22 protein-coding genes are annotated in these 18430 nt (G+C 39.8%); 2 read left to right on the top strand and 20 right to left on the bottom strand.

Annotated features, from left to right (window positions below; all coding sequences use genetic code 11):
- Positions 1-27: 27 nt before the first annotated feature.
- From CKV70_RS03750 to glmS, 4 genes are all read right to left on the bottom strand, one after another.
- Positions 28-366: a GIY-YIG nuclease family protein gene (locus CKV70_RS03750; RefSeq protein WP_003721850.1), complete on the bottom strand. Its 339-nt coding sequence runs from the start codon at positions 364-366 to the stop codon at positions 28-30.
- Positions 367-379: 13 nt separating this feature from the next.
- Positions 380-859 carry a DUF6530 family protein gene (locus CKV70_RS03745; protein ID WP_003730617.1) on the bottom strand — a complete coding sequence of 160 codons (480 nt, stop codon included), beginning with the start codon at positions 857-859 and terminating at the stop codon, positions 380-382.
- Positions 860-941: 82 nt separating this feature from the next.
- Entirely contained in the window at positions 942-1682 is a 741-nt protein-coding gene (locus CKV70_RS03740) for an FAD synthetase family protein (protein WP_003721848.1), read from the bottom strand.
- Positions 1683-1794: 112 nt separating this feature from the next.
- Positions 1795-3600 carry a glutamine--fructose-6-phosphate transaminase (isomerizing) gene (gene glmS / locus CKV70_RS03735; protein ID WP_003732898.1) on the bottom strand — a complete coding sequence of 602 codons (1806 nt, stop codon included), beginning with the start codon at positions 3598-3600 and terminating at the stop codon, positions 1795-1797.
- 446 nt (positions 3601-4046) lie between these two features.
- On the opposite strand from glmS, the gene CKV70_RS03730 reads away from it, so the two are divergent.
- Complete coding sequence (locus CKV70_RS03730) at positions 4047-4259, top strand: LPXTG cell wall anchor domain-containing protein (protein ID WP_014600614.1); 213 nt, start codon at positions 4047-4049, stop codon at positions 4257-4259.
- A gap of 48 nt (positions 4260-4307) precedes the next feature.
- On the opposite strand, the gene CKV70_RS03725 is transcribed toward CKV70_RS03730, so the two are convergent.
- From CKV70_RS03725 to CKV70_RS03715, 3 genes are all read right to left on the bottom strand, one after another.
- A complete protein-coding gene (locus tag CKV70_RS03725) occupies positions 4308-5036 on the bottom strand; it encodes a C39 family peptidase (RefSeq protein ID WP_003721845.1) in 729 nt (242 codons plus the stop codon).
- 12 nt (positions 5037-5048) lie between these two features.
- Positions 5049-6854, bottom strand: a complete 1806-nt coding sequence (locus CKV70_RS03720) for a methyl-accepting chemotaxis protein (RefSeq protein ID WP_003733177.1) — start codon at positions 6852-6854, stop codon at positions 5049-5051.
- Positions 6855-7015: 161 nt separating this feature from the next.
- Positions 7016-8746: a pyruvate oxidase gene (locus tag CKV70_RS03715; RefSeq protein ID WP_014600613.1), complete on the bottom strand. Its 1731-nt coding sequence runs from the start codon at positions 8744-8746 to the stop codon at positions 7016-7018.
- Positions 8747-9016: 270 nt separating this feature from the next.
- On the opposite strand from CKV70_RS03715, the gene CKV70_RS03710 reads away from it, so the two are divergent.
- A complete protein-coding gene (locus CKV70_RS03710) occupies positions 9017-9664 on the top strand; it encodes a FusB/FusC family EF-G-binding protein (RefSeq protein ID WP_014600612.1) in 648 nt (215 codons plus the stop codon).
- Positions 9665-9709: 45 nt separating this feature from the next.
- Here CKV70_RS03710 and CKV70_RS03705 read toward each other — a convergent pair whose 3' ends face one another.
- From CKV70_RS03705 to fliS, 13 genes are all read right to left on the bottom strand, one after another.
- The gene (locus tag CKV70_RS03705) at positions 9710-10033 is read right to left on the bottom strand and encodes a DUF1048 domain-containing protein (protein WP_003721841.1); all 324 of its coding nucleotides are present in this window, start codon (positions 10031-10033) and stop codon (positions 9710-9712) included.
- The gene (gene lftR / locus CKV70_RS03700) at positions 10033-10359 is read right to left on the bottom strand and encodes a PadR family transcriptional regulator LftR (protein ID WP_003721840.1); all 327 of its coding nucleotides are present in this window, start codon (positions 10357-10359) and stop codon (positions 10033-10035) included. The genes CKV70_RS03705 and lftR overlap by 1 nt, the downstream gene beginning before the upstream one ends.
- Positions 10360-10480: 121 nt before the next feature.
- Positions 10481-11125 carry a hypothetical protein gene (locus CKV70_RS03695; RefSeq protein ID WP_010989550.1) on the bottom strand — a complete coding sequence of 215 codons (645 nt, stop codon included), beginning with the start codon at positions 11123-11125 and terminating at the stop codon, positions 10481-10483.
- A 13-nt stretch (positions 11126-11138) separates the two neighbouring features.
- Positions 11139-11807 (bottom strand): lytic transglycosylase domain-containing protein, encoded by a 669-nt coding sequence (locus CKV70_RS03690; RefSeq protein WP_014600611.1) that lies wholly within the window; start codon positions 11805-11807, stop codon positions 11139-11141.
- Between the two features lie 16 nt (positions 11808-11823).
- Positions 11824-13125, bottom strand: coding sequence for a flagellar protein export ATPase FliI (fliI, locus tag CKV70_RS03685; protein WP_014600610.1), 1302 nt, complete (start codon positions 13123-13125; stop codon positions 11824-11826).
- Entirely contained in the window at positions 13122-13814 is a 693-nt protein-coding gene (locus CKV70_RS03680; protein ID WP_003733172.1) for a FliH/SctL family protein, read from the bottom strand. Before CKV70_RS03680 ends, fliI begins: the two co-directional genes overlap by 4 nt.
- Entirely contained in the window at positions 13801-14907 is a 1107-nt protein-coding gene (locus tag CKV70_RS03675) for a flagellar motor switch protein FliG (RefSeq protein WP_003721835.1), read from the bottom strand. Before CKV70_RS03675 ends, CKV70_RS03680 begins: the two co-directional genes overlap by 14 nt.
- A gap of 2 nt (positions 14908-14909) precedes the next feature.
- Positions 14910-16562 carry a flagellar basal-body MS-ring/collar protein FliF gene (gene fliF, locus CKV70_RS03670; protein ID WP_003721834.1) on the bottom strand — a complete coding sequence of 551 codons (1653 nt, stop codon included), beginning with the start codon at positions 16560-16562 and terminating at the stop codon, positions 14910-14912.
- 67 nt (positions 16563-16629) lie between these two features.
- Positions 16630-16926, bottom strand: a complete 297-nt coding sequence (gene fliE / locus CKV70_RS03665) for a flagellar hook-basal body complex protein FliE (RefSeq protein WP_003721833.1) — start codon at positions 16924-16926, stop codon at positions 16630-16632.
- Between the two features lie 16 nt (positions 16927-16942).
- Positions 16943-17353, bottom strand: a complete 411-nt coding sequence (gene flgC / locus CKV70_RS03660) for a flagellar basal body rod protein FlgC (protein ID WP_003721832.1) — start codon at positions 17351-17353, stop codon at positions 16943-16945.
- A gap of 11 nt (positions 17354-17364) precedes the next feature.
- Entirely contained in the window at positions 17365-17766 is a 402-nt protein-coding gene (flgB, locus tag CKV70_RS03655) for a flagellar basal body rod protein FlgB (protein WP_010989548.1), read from the bottom strand.
- Positions 17767-17786: 20 nt separating this feature from the next.
- Positions 17787-18068: a hypothetical protein gene (locus CKV70_RS03650; RefSeq protein ID WP_014600609.1), complete on the bottom strand. Its 282-nt coding sequence runs from the start codon at positions 18066-18068 to the stop codon at positions 17787-17789.
- The gene (gene fliS / locus CKV70_RS03645; RefSeq protein ID WP_009924584.1) at positions 18040-18426 is read right to left on the bottom strand and encodes a flagellar export chaperone FliS; all 387 of its coding nucleotides are present in this window, start codon (positions 18424-18426) and stop codon (positions 18040-18042) included. Before fliS ends, CKV70_RS03650 begins: the two co-directional genes overlap by 29 nt.
- Positions 18427-18430 lie beyond the last annotated feature (4 nt).

The raw sequence follows: 18430 nt of genomic DNA, 5'->3' as shown, positions 1-18430 counted from the left end.
AAAAAAAGACCTTTCAAGTGAAAGGTCTCAGATATCTTCACGTTCTAGCCATAAACTAAGGAGTACATCATTTTCTTCTTTAATATCTTCTTTTGTCATTTCGGGCTTAATATCTACTTTTTCAAGAATTTCAAATTGAATGGTGTCAATACCATGTTCCTTTGCTTCTTTTGCCATTTCTGGTGGTAGCATATTTCCCGCTCCAATTTTCACTCCGAAAGCAAGTTTATTGGCGATTCCTTTTAAATCCATTGTGTTATCAATTAAGGATTTACCACTTTTTGTACTGATAAAACGGTAAACGCCGGCATCGGGAGATTTTTCTTTGTATGCACGAATTAGTTCTTTACGATTGTCTTTATTCATTTATTTCACGTCCTTAATAACCTGCTTCTTGTAATAGTTTGCTTAATGTTTTGAGGCGTTCACTGAGAAGTTCATCATCGTTTTTTAAAGCTTGTTCGAATAATTGCATGTCTTCATCGATATATTCGTTATCTTCACAAACGGCAATAGTCAGCGCATCTCCTTGCAAACCAATACGATCAAGCGTGGGATTCTCTTTGTCATACAAATGAGGTAAACGGTAAGCATCTTTAAAATGAACTTTGGTTCTAGCGATTAAAATGGCCAAGTCGAGCACACGATGTAGCGGAAGTTCTTCAGATTGGCGCGACCATTTATCACCCGTGTGACGCCAAACTTTAGCGGAAATATCTACTTTGCCACGATCATTCCACTGCGCAAGTCCGAGCGAAAGACCTTTCGCATCAGAATGGTAAGCGTTCTTGCCATCTACTTCTTCATAATTTTCAACAACGATTACTGGTTTATGTTTTAAGGTAGTTGGAATCTTCATGAGATTTCTCCTTTTAAATTTTAGTAATTTACTAAATTAGTATATTACTAATTTTATAAAATGTAAAGAAAAACTTTCCCAATTACTCGGAAAGTTCGTTTTTCATATGTAATTGTTGAAGTCCATCTGACAATCCGACTTCGATGGTGCGATTGTTCGTTACGTTCACTATTCCTGAGTCTGTTTGATACGTACCTGTTGCCGGGAGAACGTAATCATCTAAGCCAGTCATCTCACCATTTTCTACAATTCCAGTAATATACCACGGATGGCCTAAGAGCTCTTCCGCTTCTTGAAAATGACCGCGCCGAATAAACGCTCGAATGTTGGTGGAACTTATTTTGGTTTGATTTGTTTCAATAACCGGGACAGATGTGACACCAATATCATAGGGCTTGCATAGGTCCCGGAGTAAATCTACGTCAGAGTCGCGCCCTTTCCCAAAATTAAATTCGGAACCAACAACAATATGCGATAAATTCAAGTTGGTCAAATGATCTGTGACAAATTCTTCCGGTGTCGTTTCTGCGTACCTAGATGTAAATTCTGTCTCGATTAAATGATTGACACCGTAATACGCGAGCCAGCGTTCTTTTTCCATTCTTGGTGTGAGCATTTCACGATATATTTCGATTTGTTTTAAAGCCCAAAGTGGGTGTGGGCTGAAACTGATAGCGGTTAATATTTCATTTTCTTTTTTTATGGATAAGGCTGTATTTAAAATGGTCTGATGGCCGATATGTACCCCATCGAATTTGCCGATTGTTAAAACTGCGGCACGACTATCTTTATTTGGTGCGAGCGTTACATGCGATACTTCCATTGGCTGATTTCCCCCATTCCTCTTTAAGTTTAAAGCATAACAAGGGGCTCGTGCAAATTTATTGATTGTGTAAAAAAAAGACCTTTTCTAGTTCGAAAAGGCCTTGAAAAATTTATTCTACTGTGACACTTTTAGCTAAGTTTCTTGGTTTGTCGACGTCGCAATCACGGTGAAGTGCGGCGTAATAAGCTAGTAGTTGGCATGGGATGACGCTAGCCAGTGGTGTTAATAGCGGATGCACTTGTGGAATGACAAAGCGGTCACCTGGTTGTGCGACGTTTTCCATTGCGAATATACAAGTTTTTGCTCCACGCGCTAATACTTCGTTGACATTTCCGCGAATATTCCAGTTGATAGATTCTTGCGTTATAAGCGCTAAAACTGGTGTCCCGTCTTCGATAAGCGCGATTGTACCATGTTTTAATTCGCCACTTGCAAAACCTTCAGCTTGAATATAAGAGATTTCTTTTAGTTTAAGAGCAGCTTCCATTGCTACGAAATAATCGATATTTCTACCTAGGAAGAAAGCGTTACGAGAAGTTGCTAAGTATTCGCCAGCGATGTGCTCAATCACTTCTTTGCTAGAGACCATGGCTTCCATTGCTGTTGCGACAATTCCTAGTTCAGCAGCTAAATTAATGTTAAGTGCTTCTTCGTCACCAATTTCGCGACCAAGGGAAACTGCAAGTACTGCCAATACGGAAATTTGAGCTGTATAGGCTTTTGTTGAAGCTACAGCGATTTCTGGGCCTGCGTATAAATACATCGAATGATCTGCTTCACGGTCTAGCGTCGAGCCTGGTACGTTTGTTAAGGTTAATGTGCGGTAGCCAAGTTCTTTCACTTTAACAAGACATTGACGACTGTCGGCAGTTTCGCCACTTTGCGTAATAAAAATAAATAGCGGTTTTTTAGACATTAATGGCAAATTGTAAGCAAATTCACTGGATACGTGTACTTCTACAGGAATTTTCGCCATTTTTTCGATTAAATTTTTTCCGACTAAACCAGCATGATAACTTGTCCCACAAGCAACGATATGAATGCGGTCAGATGATAAAATTTCGTCAATGATAGTTTTGTCGACATTGATTTCGCCAGCTTCATCTTGATAGGCTTGAATGATTTTACGTGTTACAGCTGGTTGTTCGTCGATTTCTTTTAACATATAGTGCGGGTATGTGCCTTTTTCGATGTCTGATGCATCTAGTTCCGCTTTGTAGCTTGCACGAGTGATTTCTTCACCTTCTAGTGTTTCTAAAGTGAAGCCATCTTTTGTTACGATGACGATTTCTTTATCCATAATTTCCACGAATTCGTCTGTCTCTTTAATGACAGCCATAGCATCACTTGCGATAACATTGAAGTTTTCGCCTTTTCCGATTAGTAATGGACTTTTATTTTTTGCTGCGTAAAGCTTTTCTGTATTGGTTTGGTCGATTAAGCAGATTGCGTAAGAACCGTGCAGTAACGATAACGCCTTTTTGAATGCTTCTTTAGTAGAAAGTTCTGCTGCAAAGAGTTCGATAAGCTGAACGATTACTTCTGTATCTGTGTCACTGACAAAAGAATGGTTTTTTAAGTATTCTTCTTTTAAAAGGGTGTAGTTTTCGATTACGCCGTTATGAACAATTGTAAAACGACCTGATTTACTTTGGTGCGGGTGGGCGTTTTCGTGATTCGGTTTACCGTGTGTTGCCCAGCGTGTATGCCCGATTCCCGTTGTACCGAATGCATCACTTGGTACAAGGCTTGCAAGGTCTGCAATCCGTCCTTTTTCTTTGACAACTGTTACAAGTTCTTTGTTTTGCAAAGCGATTCCTGCAGAATCATAGCCGCGGTATTCTAATTTTTCAAGTCCTTCTAATAAAATGCCTTTTGCATTATTTGTTCCTATATATCCAACGATTCCACACATAATAAAATTCCTCCAATAATTAACTTGAGGGCAGACTTATCCAATTTCAAGCCCTCTACATTTTTTGGTTTCCTTGGAGGGTAAAAAGCATGTTTCATTACTACTCTGTCCACTTGGTCACCCAAATGATTTGTAAGTAAGACTTAACGACTGCATGCACAGCCGGGAGACTCCCGCCGAAACTTCGATTAATCTCCTCCTCGTCAACTGATCGATACTTTTCAGGGATTTCACCTTCAAGCATTTTCGTCCCAATCAGTTCTGGCGCTTCTATTCAATTGTACGATCCTCCTTCACTACTTTTCAAGGAAACAAATTCATTTTACAATAATATGTATACTAGGTCAAGCATTATATATAGCCATTTGATTAAAATTGGTCTATACATTGACAAAAAATATCAAATGCCTAATAATATAGCTATGATATAAAAAGGAGCGAGCTGAATGGTTTTTCCCAAAAAATTAGTTGCTAGTATTGCTGTTTTCATTTCACTTGGATTCATTTATTTCCGAGTAAGCACGGCTGTCGCATTTGAAAATACAAGTAGCGCTTCCCTTCTACCTTCTACCGGAGATGCGTTTTCGGTTTGGCCGATTGTTATTGGAGTGGTACTTGTCGCGCTTGCTGTTATACTATTTATTAAGAAGAAAATATAAAAAATCGTTTGAGAGCATGAGATTGAGATATGCTTTCAAACGATTTTTTTATGGACGACTTAGGTAAATGGCTTGCTTTCCCATAGCAGACCAGCCTTCTTCTAGGACACTTCTTTTTACGGCACGATTTTTATGTCCATATGGATCATTAATATAAAAATTATTTTTATCAAACCCAGTGATAATGACACTATGCATCGAATACGTAATTTTCTTTTTGCCTTCTTTTGTTTGCACGGTTTGCCAATTTTTCGGTGCATGATAGTCGGTAGTAGTGATAATCCAAACCGGCGCACCTGTGCTTAGTACGGTAATGATGTCTTGAATGCTATTCCCGCTAATATCGTGGACGTGTGCCTCGTTAACGTATTTAGCAGCTAGTTTAGCAATTGGAGCATGATTCACGCCAAGACCAGGGCTATCGCCGCTAATACTACCGACGAACGCCTTATCTGGATTACCATGTAAACCATTTTGTTCGATTGGCGTTGTCGAGAGATTATTTGCTAACTCATTTTTCGTTACGCGCTTTCCATTGAACTGTAAGAGCATTGCTAGGCTTGTTACTTCACAGCCGTTAAAAAGCGTCGGAGCATCCATTTGATTCACTAGCGGTACATCTAATCTTACATTAAAAGGTTCATTGTTTAATTTATAAACGACTTTGGCGCTTTCGAGTTTGACGGTTGGTGAATAAAAGGTATATTTCGTATTTAGAAGGGTCAAACTAAATATACATGCTGTAATGACAAGCAGTGATTTTATCCAAATTCGCATTATACATGCTTCCTAGACATTTTCAGCTAGGACTGGTTCTCCCGGGTCTTTTGTTTCTGATTCTGGCTCTTCTGTTGCTTCGACCGCTTCTTCGCTCACTTCGGTATTGAAGTTGGCGATATACCCTTCTAATGAACCGGAGATTTTTTGCATTTCTTCGGAGATAACGACTAGCTCGTCTACTTTCATTTTGTTTACTTCTGCGAATTCAAGTGCGGCAGTGGATTTTTCACCGATTTGGTTGGATATTTCTGTTACATCGCTAATTGATGTGTTGACTTCTTCAATTCCCGCAGCCATTTCTTCCGTTTCTTGAGATACATTTTGCATTTGGGCGGATATATCATTGACACGGTTGAGTAAGTCTGTGAAAGTTGCTTCTGTTTCGGAAATGATTTTTTGGCCTGCTTCGGATTCGGAAAGACCTGTGTTCATTACTTCGATAGTTGTTTTTGATTCTGTTTGGATTTTTTTCAGAACAGTATTAATGTCAACAACAGCAAGACGTGATTGTTCCGCAAGCTTCCGGACTTCTTCGGCTACGACTGCGAAACCACGGCCATGTTCGCCGGCGCGCGCAGATTCGATGGCTGCGTTTAGGGCCAGTAAATTAGTTTGGTCAGCGATATTCGTAACGGTATCTAGCGCTTTTTCAACTTCGCCAACACGGTTAACTAGTTGGGAAACAACGTCTGTGCTTGAACGCATAACGCCGCTGATGCGGTCCATTTGTGACACTAAGTTATTAATAACGGCAATTCCGTCGTTGGTTTTTTCTGCGGAGTCTTTTGTTAAGTCAGATACTTTAAGGGCATATTCAGCTACGTTTTGAACGCCGCCTGTCATTTGATCCATCGCATCCGTGCTTTCTTTCATGCTACCGATTTGCGTTTGGATTTGTTCGCCCATCATTTTCATTTCGATGTCCATTTCGGTTGTCATCGCGGAAATAATTTCAGAGCTAATAATCACGTTGTCGCTCGAAGATTTCACATCTGTGGACGCTTTTTTAACGTCTTCAATCATCAGGCGTAGGTTTTCGCTCATTTCGTTCAAGTCGTTAGTAATATCGCCCAGTTCATCTCTACCATTGTAAGTGCTGCGGTATGATAGGTCGCCACTCGCTACTTTATGTACGGCTGTTTGCAGATGACGAATTCCTTTTAGAATAACTCTCGTAATATAGGCGTTGAAAATGAATAAGGAAATTAGCACGGCGATAATAACTGCTGTGAAAATTAAGCTGATTTTTACGCCAAAGTCAGAAATTGCTTGTGAGGAATTTTCGACTTCTTTATAGTTCATGTCATTTAAAACGTTTAATTGTTTCGTTGCATCGTCAAATTTTGTTTTGACGTTTTGGTAGTATCTGTTTTGTGCTCCAAGTAGTTCTGCATCGTCTAGCGCACTTGATGTGTCACTGATTACAGAGGATGCGGATGCTTTCATATCTGCTAGTTTTTCTTCAAAGTAAGCTAATTGTTTCTTATCTTCTGCTGTTAAATTGGCTTTTTTGAAATTATGGATTGCTTGGTCATTTTCGGCGTACAGATTATCGATATCTTTGATAAGGGTTGATTTTCCGTTGATAGTGTCGAACATGGTCAGGATGTCGATATTGATTTGCGCCATGTTTGTTTGGATTTTTGCGATTTCTTTCATTGGTGCGACATTATTATCAACCATATTATCTGAAAGTGTTGCTACATGACGAAAACCTAGGAAACTAGTCGCGCCAAGTCCGATTAACATGATGGTCGTTATAACAATATTGATGCTTAATTTTGTTTTCAATTTACGATTTTTAATTAAATTCACCCATTCCACACTCCTATTCTCTAATTCTAGTTCATTATCTCATATTTTTTAAAAAAACTCCATATTTTATTGTAAAATAATTAGTTTTAATAAAAAAACGTTATAATAATTAGTGAATATCGGCATAAAACGGGTGATGTTGTTATTTTTTTATTTATTTTTTATAAAAATCTGCGCAAAATGGTTTTAAGTGGTGGCATTTTTGCGAAACGATGGTCTTCTAAGACTGATTGGATTTCAAATTTAGTATAACCGAGTGCTTCGTCCATCACGATTTTACCAGGTAGTGGAGCGGCTGCGCTATCTACGGAAACGTCGATGATTACTGGTTTAGTTGCTAGTTTGGCGTTTTCGAAAGCAGCTTCTAGGTCTGCCATTTTTTCTACCCGGAAACCAATTCCTCCGCAACTTTCGGCAAATTTTGCGTAATTAATATCTGGTAGGTCGATGGCGTAGTTTAGTTCACCAGCTGATTGTTGTTCGTATTTAATGAATGAAAGTTGTTGGTTGTTTAGCACAACGACAATCATTGGCATGTTTAGGCCTACTGCTGTGACGAAATCTTGCATGACCATGGAAAATCCTCCATCACCAACGATGGCGATTGCTTGGCGGTCTGGGAATGCTTTTTTGGCAGCGATAGCTCCTGGCAAACCGCAGCCCATAGTACCAAGCCATGCGGAAACGATAAAGTCATTTTCTGGCGTTAAATGTAAATAACGAGTGCTCCAAACAGTCGCAGTTCCTACGTCGATAGAGAAAACGGCATCTTTGTCCGCGATTTTTTGGATATTCGCCATCACGACTTCTGGAGCGATTGGATCGCTTGTTTGTGCGATGTCTTCTTCTAACCATTTCCACCATTCTTGCATGTTTTCTTGGCATGCTTGAAGGAATTTACGTTCTTCTACAGGTGCTATTTTGGCTGTTAAATCGCTAATTATTTCTGCGGCATCGCCTACTAAACCAACTGTTGCGGGGAAACGTTTGCTGATTTTGGCTGGGTCAATATCGATTTGGATACAGTCTGCTTTTTTTGGTAAATAGTCGCTATAAGGGTAATCATTCCCAAACATTAATAGTAAGTCGGTTTCTTGCATGGCTTCATATGCAGGTTTGGTTCCGATTTTACCAAGGTTTCCGAGTGCATTTGGATGGTCATCTGGAACAATGGTTTTTGCTGGTAAGGAATGAATAATCGGGATTTTCAATTTTTCCGAGAAGGCGATTAATTCTGGTCCAGCGTGTTTAGTCCCTAACCCTGCTAAGATAACTGGTTTTTCCGCTTTCTCAATCAGTGTTACGGCTTCCTGTATTGCCGCTTCATCTAGTTTTGGATTTTCTTGTTCAAATTTCACTGGTTTTGCTTCGAGGCTCGCTTTAATTACTTGCGACGGAATATCGTTTGGAATCGTTAAGACGGCGACGCCTTTTTCTTTATAAGCGGTGCGAATTGCTTCATCAACCACATCCGCGAGTGTTTCGGCATTATCAATTTGTTTATTATACACGGCAACATCTTCGAAAATCGCTGGTAAATTGACTTCTTGGAAAAAGCCGGTGTTTAAGACGTCGGTTGTCACTTGTCCAGCGAGCACGAGCATTGGCACGTGGTCCATTTTCGCGTCATACATTCCGTTTAGAAGATGGATTGCTCCAGGACCACCGATAGATAATGCGACACCAATTTTGCCTGTTAATTTGGTATATGCTGCTGCGGCTAGTGTCGCCACTTCTTCGTGCCGAACGTGAATAAATTCGATTGCTTCTTGTTCTTTTCGTAAAGCGTCAACTACGGTGTCAATCGAATCGCCGGGCAAGCCATATACGTGGTCGATACCCCAATTTTTTAATGTTTGTACGAGTGTTTCACTTGCTTTTACTTTTTTCATTTTACTTTCTCCTCCCATGGATGTTTTCTCTAATGTCCAATAGTTTTCGTTTACCCTGTTTTTAGAAGAGTATTCATAAAAGAGAATTGACGAACAATTCAGAAGTGCTTATAATGAAGGCAAGGTGGTGATCAAAGAGATGCAAACAAAATTGCACTGCTCTCGACTTTCTAACAATGGCTTTAGGATTGTTTAGAAAGTAAGAGTGAAATAAACTCTTCAATCCTTCAGCTAGTTTAACCAACATTAAACTATTAAAGGAGAATTATAATGAAAGAGTTTATCGAGCCATACCAATATAATTTTATCAAAAATCAATTAGCCAATGTTTCACGCGCATACCGTTCTGCCAATGATACTTCGACTTTGAAGGCGTTAAAATCGTTAACGGAGGAGAAAATCAATGAACTATTTCCGGACAGTGTACTAGAGGAGCATAAGGAACTGTTTAGCAAGCTCCATGTGATTACTTCAACCAAAGAAGCAGAGCCGTTTTTAGAGGGGTTAAAAGCCTATGTGATTCCTTTCGCGCCGCCTAGTGATGTGAAACTTAAAAAACTTTTTGCGAAAACGAAAAAATTAAAAATTCCCGCCTGGTCTAAACTGGATTTGCGCGATTATACATTTTACGGCTGGAATGATATCGCTCAGCAACGTAAGTATATCGTGACTTACGAGGATGGAAATTTGGTCGGCGTACAAGGAACTATTTCTACAGAGATTCAAAAGGGGGTTTGCTCGATTTGCCATTCGCATTCGAAAGTATCGCTCTTTATGGCAAAAACAAAATCTTCGAGTGATGGCGTTTATACGACAAATGGTAATTACATTTGCTACGATAGCGATGTTTGTAATGAGCAAATAAAAGCCCATGAAACCTTAGATGAATTTATAGAGGTTGTTAAGAAACGTAAATAAAAAAACAGAAAGTCTCTCATTTTTTTTGAGAGGCTTTCTGTTTTTTTATTTAATCGAATCTCGCAATTTCTGACGTTGTTTATCCATCCATGTTTCTTCCGGAAATTCACTTAGTAAGTTGTCGGCGAATTCCGCTAGGTCATCTCCTACAACGGCTTTTAATTCTAGGTTGTCGGCGGCGGCGTTTTCGAACATCTCGAGTACATTCTTTAGGATTTCAAACATCCCAGCACCTTTTGCAAAGTTCCATAAATAGGTTTCGATAGCTTTCATTGCGGTTTTATAATCTTCTGGCAAAGCGGCTATTCGTTTTTTGTACTGTTTATAATCTCGTTTTTCTTCGCGGTATTTTTTGTACCAATTAAACATTACGCTTGCCCTCCTTTAACTTGCATGATTTTTCCTTGAATAAAATCCCAGCGCTTCCAAAAAATAGCTAATTCTTCTTCACCAGCTGGGCTCAATGTGTAAAATTTTCGTGGTGGACCTAATTCTGATTTTTTCTTTTCTATCTCGACTAATCCTTTTTTCTCCAGACGAACGAGAATGGTGTAGACCGTCCCTTCAACGATTTCATCAAAACCTAGGTCATTGAGGTATTTGGTGATTTCGTAGCCGTATGTTTCTCCTCTAGAAATTCGCTCCAAAATCATTCCTTCTAAACTACCTTTGAGTAACTCGGTAAGTCCTTTCATTTGAATTCACTCCTCTACTAGTTGTTACTAGGTACAAGTATATAGTAATACAAAGTAGATTTGATGTCAACCTGTTTGCATAAAAAATCCTGTTCTCTTTTTGGCGAGAACAGGATTTTTTCTATTGAAAAAGTACTTCTGGATTTTGTTTCATCGCGTTTAAATTAGCAATGTTAACCGTTAAAAATTTCTTTTTCGGAGCTTCTAAAGTTTCGAGCCATTCGTTTGTTAATTTTGTTGCGATTTCAGCTGCTGCATCGTTTTGGCAAATGAAGCCGATGTTTTTGTATTGGCATTTCTCATCAAGATTAGCGTAGTGGTATTCTTCGCTTTCTTCGGGATTGAAAATGTCCATATAAAAATTTCGATTGCCTTTGAGGAATTGCATGTGGGTATCATTTGAGTCTACTAGGTTGAAATCGCGTTTGGTGAACTGATTGATCGCTTCTGATTTTACATGTGATAGGTCGAAGCTTACTTTTGTGCTTGGTTTTTCTATGTTTTGAAGTTGGCTTGCTTCAAATGATTTAGCTGCTTCTTGGTCAGATGTGAAGGCTTGGAGCTGTTCTTCGACGCGATTCATTTTTGTTTCAAAGTCAAGTTCATTTAGGAGATTTTCGGTTTGTCTGATGACGTTAATTGCTTCTTCAAATTGGTCATTTTTTATGTAGGAAGTCACTTTTTCGGCTGCTTCAATTTTGATTTCTTGTTGCATTGCTGCAGTCATATCGCGCCATGATTCCCACTTTTGTTGCCAGTTTCCCATGGTTTATTCTCCCTTACCCAATAATTTTCGTTAAATAGTTTTGTGTTTCTTTGAATGGTGGAACACCGCCGTATTTGTGGACATTACCTGGTCCGGCATTATAAGCTGCTAAAGCTAGTTTTAGATCGCCATCGTATTTTTTGATGTAACTAGCCAGTTGTTTTGTTCCAGCGTCGATATTGGTTGCTGGGTCCGTGCGGTTCGAGCCGTACATCAGTTGCATTAAGCCTGTCGCACCAGCACTTGATACAACATTCGGGTTAAAATTGGATTCTACTTGGATGACTCGTTTGATGAGCGCTTCTGGAACGCCATATTTAGTGGCAGCAGTTTTGATTAAATCACTATATTTCCCTTCATTTTCCGCACTGATTGGTTTGATTTGGTAGTTGTTCCAGTTTGTTAATTCGCCTGTTGATGCGGTGGGAGTCTCAGTAGTTGTGCTTGAAGTAGGCGCGGCAGAATTGGTTTCAGATTGATTGATTAATGCTTCATATGCTTCTCGAGCTCGTGCAAGTTCGGCATCTGTGACAGTTTGTACACTAGTTGTTTTGGCATTTGTGGTTTCATTTAAGCGTTCGTTTAATTTTGTTTCAAAAGCGGTAGCCGATTGTTTCGCTGCTTCGAACACGCTTTGAAACTCGGCTTGTCTAGCACTTATTACTTGTTCTACTGGATTCATCCACGGCACTCCTTTGTTATACTAACGTTTCCATCAACTTACTCGTTTCTTCGAGCGTAACACTTTCATCCCGCAATTGCTTTAAAAATTGATGGATAAAATAGGACTTTTCTTTACTTGTAAAAATCGCCGCGTTGTCGCTCGTCTGTTCGATTGTACCAAGTTTGAAATATAGTTCATTTTCTTGATAAATACTCATCCATTCGCGAATTTTCGAAGCAGTTTTCCACTGGTTTTCTGGAACGATTTCTTCCATTACCCGACTAACGGAGCCAAGGACATCAATGGCAGGATAGTGGTTTTTGGTGGCGAGTTCACGGGTGAGAACGATATGTCCATCTAAAATCCCCCGCGCTAAATCGGGGACTGGACCATTCATATCATCTCCATCAACAAGCACAGTATAAATACCAGTGATCGAGCCGTTTTGTGTTTTACCTGAACGTTCTAGCAATTTCTTCATATAAGATTCCATTAGCAAAGTTTTTCCACCGATTGGTAAGTCTTTGACGGCGATATCGACGCTTCTTCTTGCATCAGCAAAACGAGTGACAGAATCCATCATTAGAAGGACGGTTTTTCCTTGGTCGCGGAAATGCTCGGCAATAGAAGTGGCTAGTTTGGCGGCGCGTAGTTGCATAAGATGGCTTTCGTCCGAGGTAGCAGCAACAATCACGCTTTTGCGCAGTCCGTCTTCTCCAAGATCCTTACGCAAGAAATCTTTTACTTCACGGCCACGCTCGCCGACTAAACCAATCACATTAATGTCTGCTTTGGCGTTACGAGCAATCATTCCAAGTAAAGTAGATTTCCCAACACCCGATCCGGCGAAAATACCAATTTTTTGACCGATTCCAATCGTTAACATCCCGTCAATTGCTTTGATGCCTGTTTCGAGCGTATCAGTGATTTCTGCTCTGCTAAAAGCATGAATTGGTGGAGCTTCAAGCGGCATTTTTTGTTTAAATTTAGCCATACCAGCTTCTTCGTTTAAAATGTCGCCGGATGCGTTGAGTACTTTTCCGAGGAGGAATTCGTCGGCCGGAATCGTGATTTTCGTATCCGTTACGTACACCCAATCACCGTATGCCACTTTGTCGCTTTGATTAAACGGGAGTAGCATGTTGTTTTCTTTTTCAATAGAAATTACTTCGCAGAGCACTTTGTTTTCACCGACCATGACGGTATCGCCAATTTTCACTTGAGGGCCTTTAGAAATATAGACTTGTTCTTGGACTGTGTGGATTTTCCCTTTTTGGATGTATGGGACGGTATTTTTTAGTTCTTGCCAAGCTTCGGTTTTTGGCGACCAGTTCACGGTTTATCGCCTCCTAGAATTTTCCGTTCGGCATTTTGTTTATGAAGTGTTTGGAAAATTTCGGTGATGCGGTAGTCGAAGTATTCCTTTTCTTCTTCTACAGTAAATTCGCCGTAATCGAGTCGCATATCGAAGTTCCAATGGATGTTTTCTAAAAGCCAGTCGTATTTTGTGCCTGTGTTTTCTTCTTTTAGGGCTTTTAATGTTTCTGGGTGGGTGGTGACGTTTAGTTTGTCGAAAGCAACTGGGAGTTTTTGGATGACTTCTGTTAGCATAGGTAAGACTTCAATTTGGCGGGTATCGATTGCTTGGTGGACGATTCTTTCTGCGAGATCAATACTTTCATCCCAAAGGAAATCGGTGATAGTTAGGTAAATTTGTGTTTTTTCTTTTTCAAAAGCTTGTTTGTTTGCTTCGATTTCAGCTTCAGCGTCTCGTCTTAACTCCTCAATGGCTTGGCGTTCTGCTTGAAGTGCCGCTTTTTCATTAGCTAATTTTTGTTGTTCTATTTCAATGGCAGATAGATGTTTTTCGAGTTCTTTTTGATGACTTTCTAGTTGTTCAAGTTCTTTCGAATATGGTGACTCGATTTCTTCTGTTTCTTCTATATCATCTAAATAAAACAGTTCCATTTTCACGTCGGATAAAGTGACTTTACCTTTTGGGATTCGCGGATTAGATAAGGACATCCTGTTCCCCCCGTTGGATAACTATTTTGCCGTCTTTTTCTAGATTTTTAACGACATTGGCGATATCTTGTTGGGCTTGCTCAACATCGGAAAGTCTGATTGGGCCAAGGACTTCTAGTTCTTCGGTAATCATATCGCGACGGTTTTTCGATACGCAAGATAGGATTTTTTCTTTGAGTTCTTCTTTTTCATTTTTAAGTGCTCGAGCGATTTTATTGTTGTCTTGAATTTCGGCCAGAACTTGTTGCAAGGTCATGTTATCAAGCAGAATAATATCTTCAAACATAAACATTTTCTCTTTGATGCGTTCGGAAAGTTCTGCTTGTTCGGCGTCGAGATGTTCGAAAATTGTTCGTTCTAAACCGCGGGTAACGTTGTTTAAGATATTTGCGACATTTTTAATGCCGTCTGTTTTGTTCAGTGAGCTATTCGACATTGTGTCGAGCTTAATTCTTAGTAAGTTAGAAACGTTTTGCATGACTTCGCTATCGAATTGTTCTAGGCTCGCGATACCAATGACGGTGTTAATCATTTTTTCTTCCGGTAGTAATGCTAGTAGTTTCGATGCTTCTTCTGGTTTCATGTAAGAGGCTATCATCGCGATGGTTTGTGGCGATTCGTCGCTAATAATTGTAAACAAGGAGTCAACATCATCAATTTCGCGTAGAATATCTAGCGCGGTTTCGCCGATACGTGATTCTGCTTCTACCCCGTAAATGAGTTGATTTAGTTCTTCCGTCGTCATGTCTGGGAACAAGCGTTGTAAATGTTCGCGGTCGAGTTTAGCAATTCCTCCAGAAAGAAGTTCTAGTTCTCCTAAAAATTCTCTAGTCGCTTCTTCCACTGCGCCGCCGTCCATTTCTTTCATTTTGGCCATTTCTCGTGCAAGGCGTTGTTTGGATGCATCAGGGAGCAAATCAACCACTTCGGTCGCGATTTGTTCATCAAGGCTCCAAATAATAAGCGCGGCTTTTTCACGTCTTGAAATACCTGAATCTGCTGAAGTTGTAGTTTTTTCTTCCGTTTCTACTACTTCGACAGTTTCTAATTCAGCATTTGTTTCTTCTAAGGTTTCTTTGAGTGTTTCTGCCATTGTCATTCCTGCCTTTCATTGAGCCATTTTTGGATGACTGCTGCGGCGCGCCCTGGGTCTTCTTTGGCCATTTCACCGAGTTTATTTTTCAAGCTTTCTTTGCGAGCTTTTAATTCTGGTTCTGATAAATCGAATGCGTCTGTTTGGAAGTTGAAATCTGGATGTTCTTCTGGATTGATGATTGCTTCTTCGGCTGGAATGTAATCTTTTTCTTCTGGTTCCAATGCTTCTTCTAGTTGTTCTTTACGTTTAAGAAGGATGATATAGGTGATAATTCCTGCTGCGATGACGGCGAAAAGTAAACCGCCTGCAAGCCACCAAATCCATGCTTTGCTTGCTGGTTCAGCTTTTTCTGTCGTGTCTTTTTCTGCTGGGGTCGCGTTATCTAAGAACTGGATAGGCATGATGGTGACATCGCCATTTTGGAAAGTACCTTCGAATGTTGGTGCGGCTGCGGCTTCTCCGTCCGCGCCCGCTTCTTCGGTAGTCATATTGGGCGTTAATCCAGCTGAAACACCAATTGCTTTTGTAAATTCTGCCATGTCCACACCGTTTTTATTTAAAGCATTTTGATCAACCCAGACAACGACATTTGTTTTTGCAAGGGCTGGGTGTTTTTTGATTTCTTGGATAGTGGAGTCTAGTTCATAATTCGTTGTTTCACTTGATTTTTCGCTTGTATAGGTGTTCGTATCGTCACCATTTTGTTCCGTGTAATTTGGTACGTCAGCATTTGATGCGGTTCCAGATTCGGTTGTGTTTGCGGAACCTTTTGATGTGTCTGTTGATGTATCTTTTTGGTTACTACGTACTTTTCCGTCGTTTGGATAATGTTCCGTATTTTGTTTGATTTCGTCAAAATTAACTGCGACATTTGTATTCACACGGAAATTATCTAGGGCAAAAATGCTGGAAAGTGTACCTTCGATGTCTGTTTTTACATTTTTTCCGATGGCGTTTTGGATGTCGACTTCATTTTTATAGGCCGAGCTTCCTTCTTCTTTGGATGTGTCTGCTTCTGAGATAACGCCATTTTTCGTATCGATAATCGCTACGTCATCGCTAGCAACGTTTGGTACGGCTGCGCTGACGGTGCGCTGAATGCCGAGAACTTGTTCACTTGTTAGTGTTTGATTATTTTTGGTTTTGAGTGTTACTGCAGCGGTTCCTTTTTGGCTCGCTTCTTCAAAAATCGAACTCGATTCTGGTAATGTTAGCTGAACGGAGGCGCTGTCTATAGTTGTTCCATAACTTTGAACGATTTCTTTTTCTAAATTGACTTTTGTGCCAACTTTTTCTTGCATTTTTTTATCTTCTTCACTAGCTCCTAGCGAGCTGTTTAGTAGAATATCATTGCCATCTTGGCCTGTGTATGGGATACCTAGGTCTGCGAATTTGTCGCGAACGAGTGTCTCCACTTTTTCATCGACTAAAATGTTGCCGCTTTTGTCGACAGTATAATCAACGCCCATTTTGGCTAATTGATCGGTGACTTGTTGCTGGCTCGTTTCGGATAAATTTTTATAAAGTGTAACTTCTGTTTTGGGCGTGTTCATGTAGAGTAATAACACCGTGACTACGACAAAAAGGCCGACTAAAATCGCGCCTTTGTGCCAATTCTTCAATTTCGAATACATTGTTTTTATTTTTGCCATCTTAAAAACTTCGCTCCATTTTTCTCGTGTGGACGATTGACTAAAACTCCCCCGACTAGTCTAACCGCTACACTTGCATATTTAAAAGCTGTTTGTAGCTTTCGATTACATTATCACGAATGACCGCAGCAGTTTTCATTTCTGATTCTGCTTTTTTCATTTGAATGAGTACATCACTCGCATTTCCTTCGCCAGTTGTTAAAAGGTTTGATACGGAAGTTTGCGCGTTTGATTGTGTATCACTCATACTATCCAGCATTTGCGTGAAGGTATTTCCGGCACCTGCCGCATTGTCTGTTTTCGCGGTTTCACCAAGTGTTACTTTAGGTAAGACGCTGGCTGCATTAATACTTTCAATTGCCATTTCTTAAAACACTCCTTTATACTTTGCCGATTTCTAAATCTTTTTCCATCATTTTTTCATTTGCTTGTAAGGCAGAAGTGTTTGCAGCGTACATTTTTTGCCCAACCATCAGATTGGTCATTTCTGCTGTCATATCTACATTCGCGTAATTGACGTAACCCGCTTCATTAGCATTTGGATGGGTTGGATCATATACCCGTTTGACGCTTCCTGTATCGCTCGATATTTCGCTTACTTTAACACCTTTTGTTCCTGTTAAAGCTGTTTCGAACGGCGTGATTTCGGATAGGACGACGCGTTTTCTGAGGAAAGGTGTTTCGCCAGGCGCGGCGCTTGAATCAGCATTCGCGATATTATTGGAGCTTACTTCCATCCATTGTTTCGCAGCATTTAACGCAGAGCCGCTTGTGTTTATTCCTTCAAACATGGTTGTTCACCTTACTTTCCACGGGCTGCTGTGTTGATGGATGAATTATAGTTGAGTGCACTGATAGCGAGCGCGTACATTTGATTATTTTTAGTTAAGCTGATCATTTCAGAAGTGACGTTGACATTGTTGCCATCTTCGTTGATGGATCCGCTTTTAGTGGTCACTTTTGCATTTGTTTCGTCTATGTCGGTTCCAGCTAAATGTTTTGTGTTTGTTTTCGTTAGGTTTCCTGCCGACTCAGCGCTATTCTGACCGGATGCTCGCAAACTCGAGCCAAGTGATTCCTCGAAACTAGCTTCACTTGCTTTAAAATTGGGCGTATTGGCATTGGCGATATTATTTGAAACTACTTGGTTGGCTGTTTGAAGATAATTCAAGTAGTTGCCAATATGCGTGGTGTAATTTTCCACTTCTCATTTCCTTCTTTCTTTTAGAAAAATTTCGCATAATTCAAGTTAGCAGCATTGCGACTTTTATTTTCAGAAAAGGCATTTTCAGTGGATTCTAATTGTTTTTGGGTGAAAAGAATACCTTTATTAATTAAATCCCTTGTTTCTTTTAAAATGGCTTCTTTTGTCTCTTTCGGTAAATGTTCAGTGCTTTTTAGTAGTTCATTTAGTTTCGCTTGGTATTCTTCGAGAGTAACGTTTAATTGTCCTGTCGAGTGAAACAGTGCTTTTAGTTCAGCCAAATGTGTCTTTGCTTGATTCATGTTTCATCACTCCCTCGTAGCCTTCTTTGAGCTGCGTGATGACGTGAATGATGGTATCAATATTTACTGGTTGTTTTAGTAATTGCATTTGACGAATTTGTTCGGAAATCCATTCGTATAAGCCAAAAATATTGTCGTATAATTCTTGTCCGGCTTCTGGATTTAGTTGTAATTTTAGTTCTTCAAAGATTTTTTCCATTTTATCGAGAATAAGGTCTGCTTCTGAAAAATGTAGTTGTGCGAGTGCTTTGTCTAATTTTTTAAATTCAATAATACAGCGTTCGTATATATAAATGGTGTTTTTAATGGGGTTGCTCGTGTTTAATTCATTTTGTGTGTATCGTTTCCAAGCTTGCATTTTT

The sequence above is a fragment of the Listeria monocytogenes genome (assembly GCF_900187225.1).
In the GTDB taxonomy this organism is placed as follows: Bacteria; Bacillota; Bacilli; order Lactobacillales; family Listeriaceae; genus Listeria; species Listeria monocytogenes.
The sequence above is the reverse complement of the archived record's forward strand: the minus strand, read 5'-3'. Positions and strand labels throughout refer to the sequence as shown.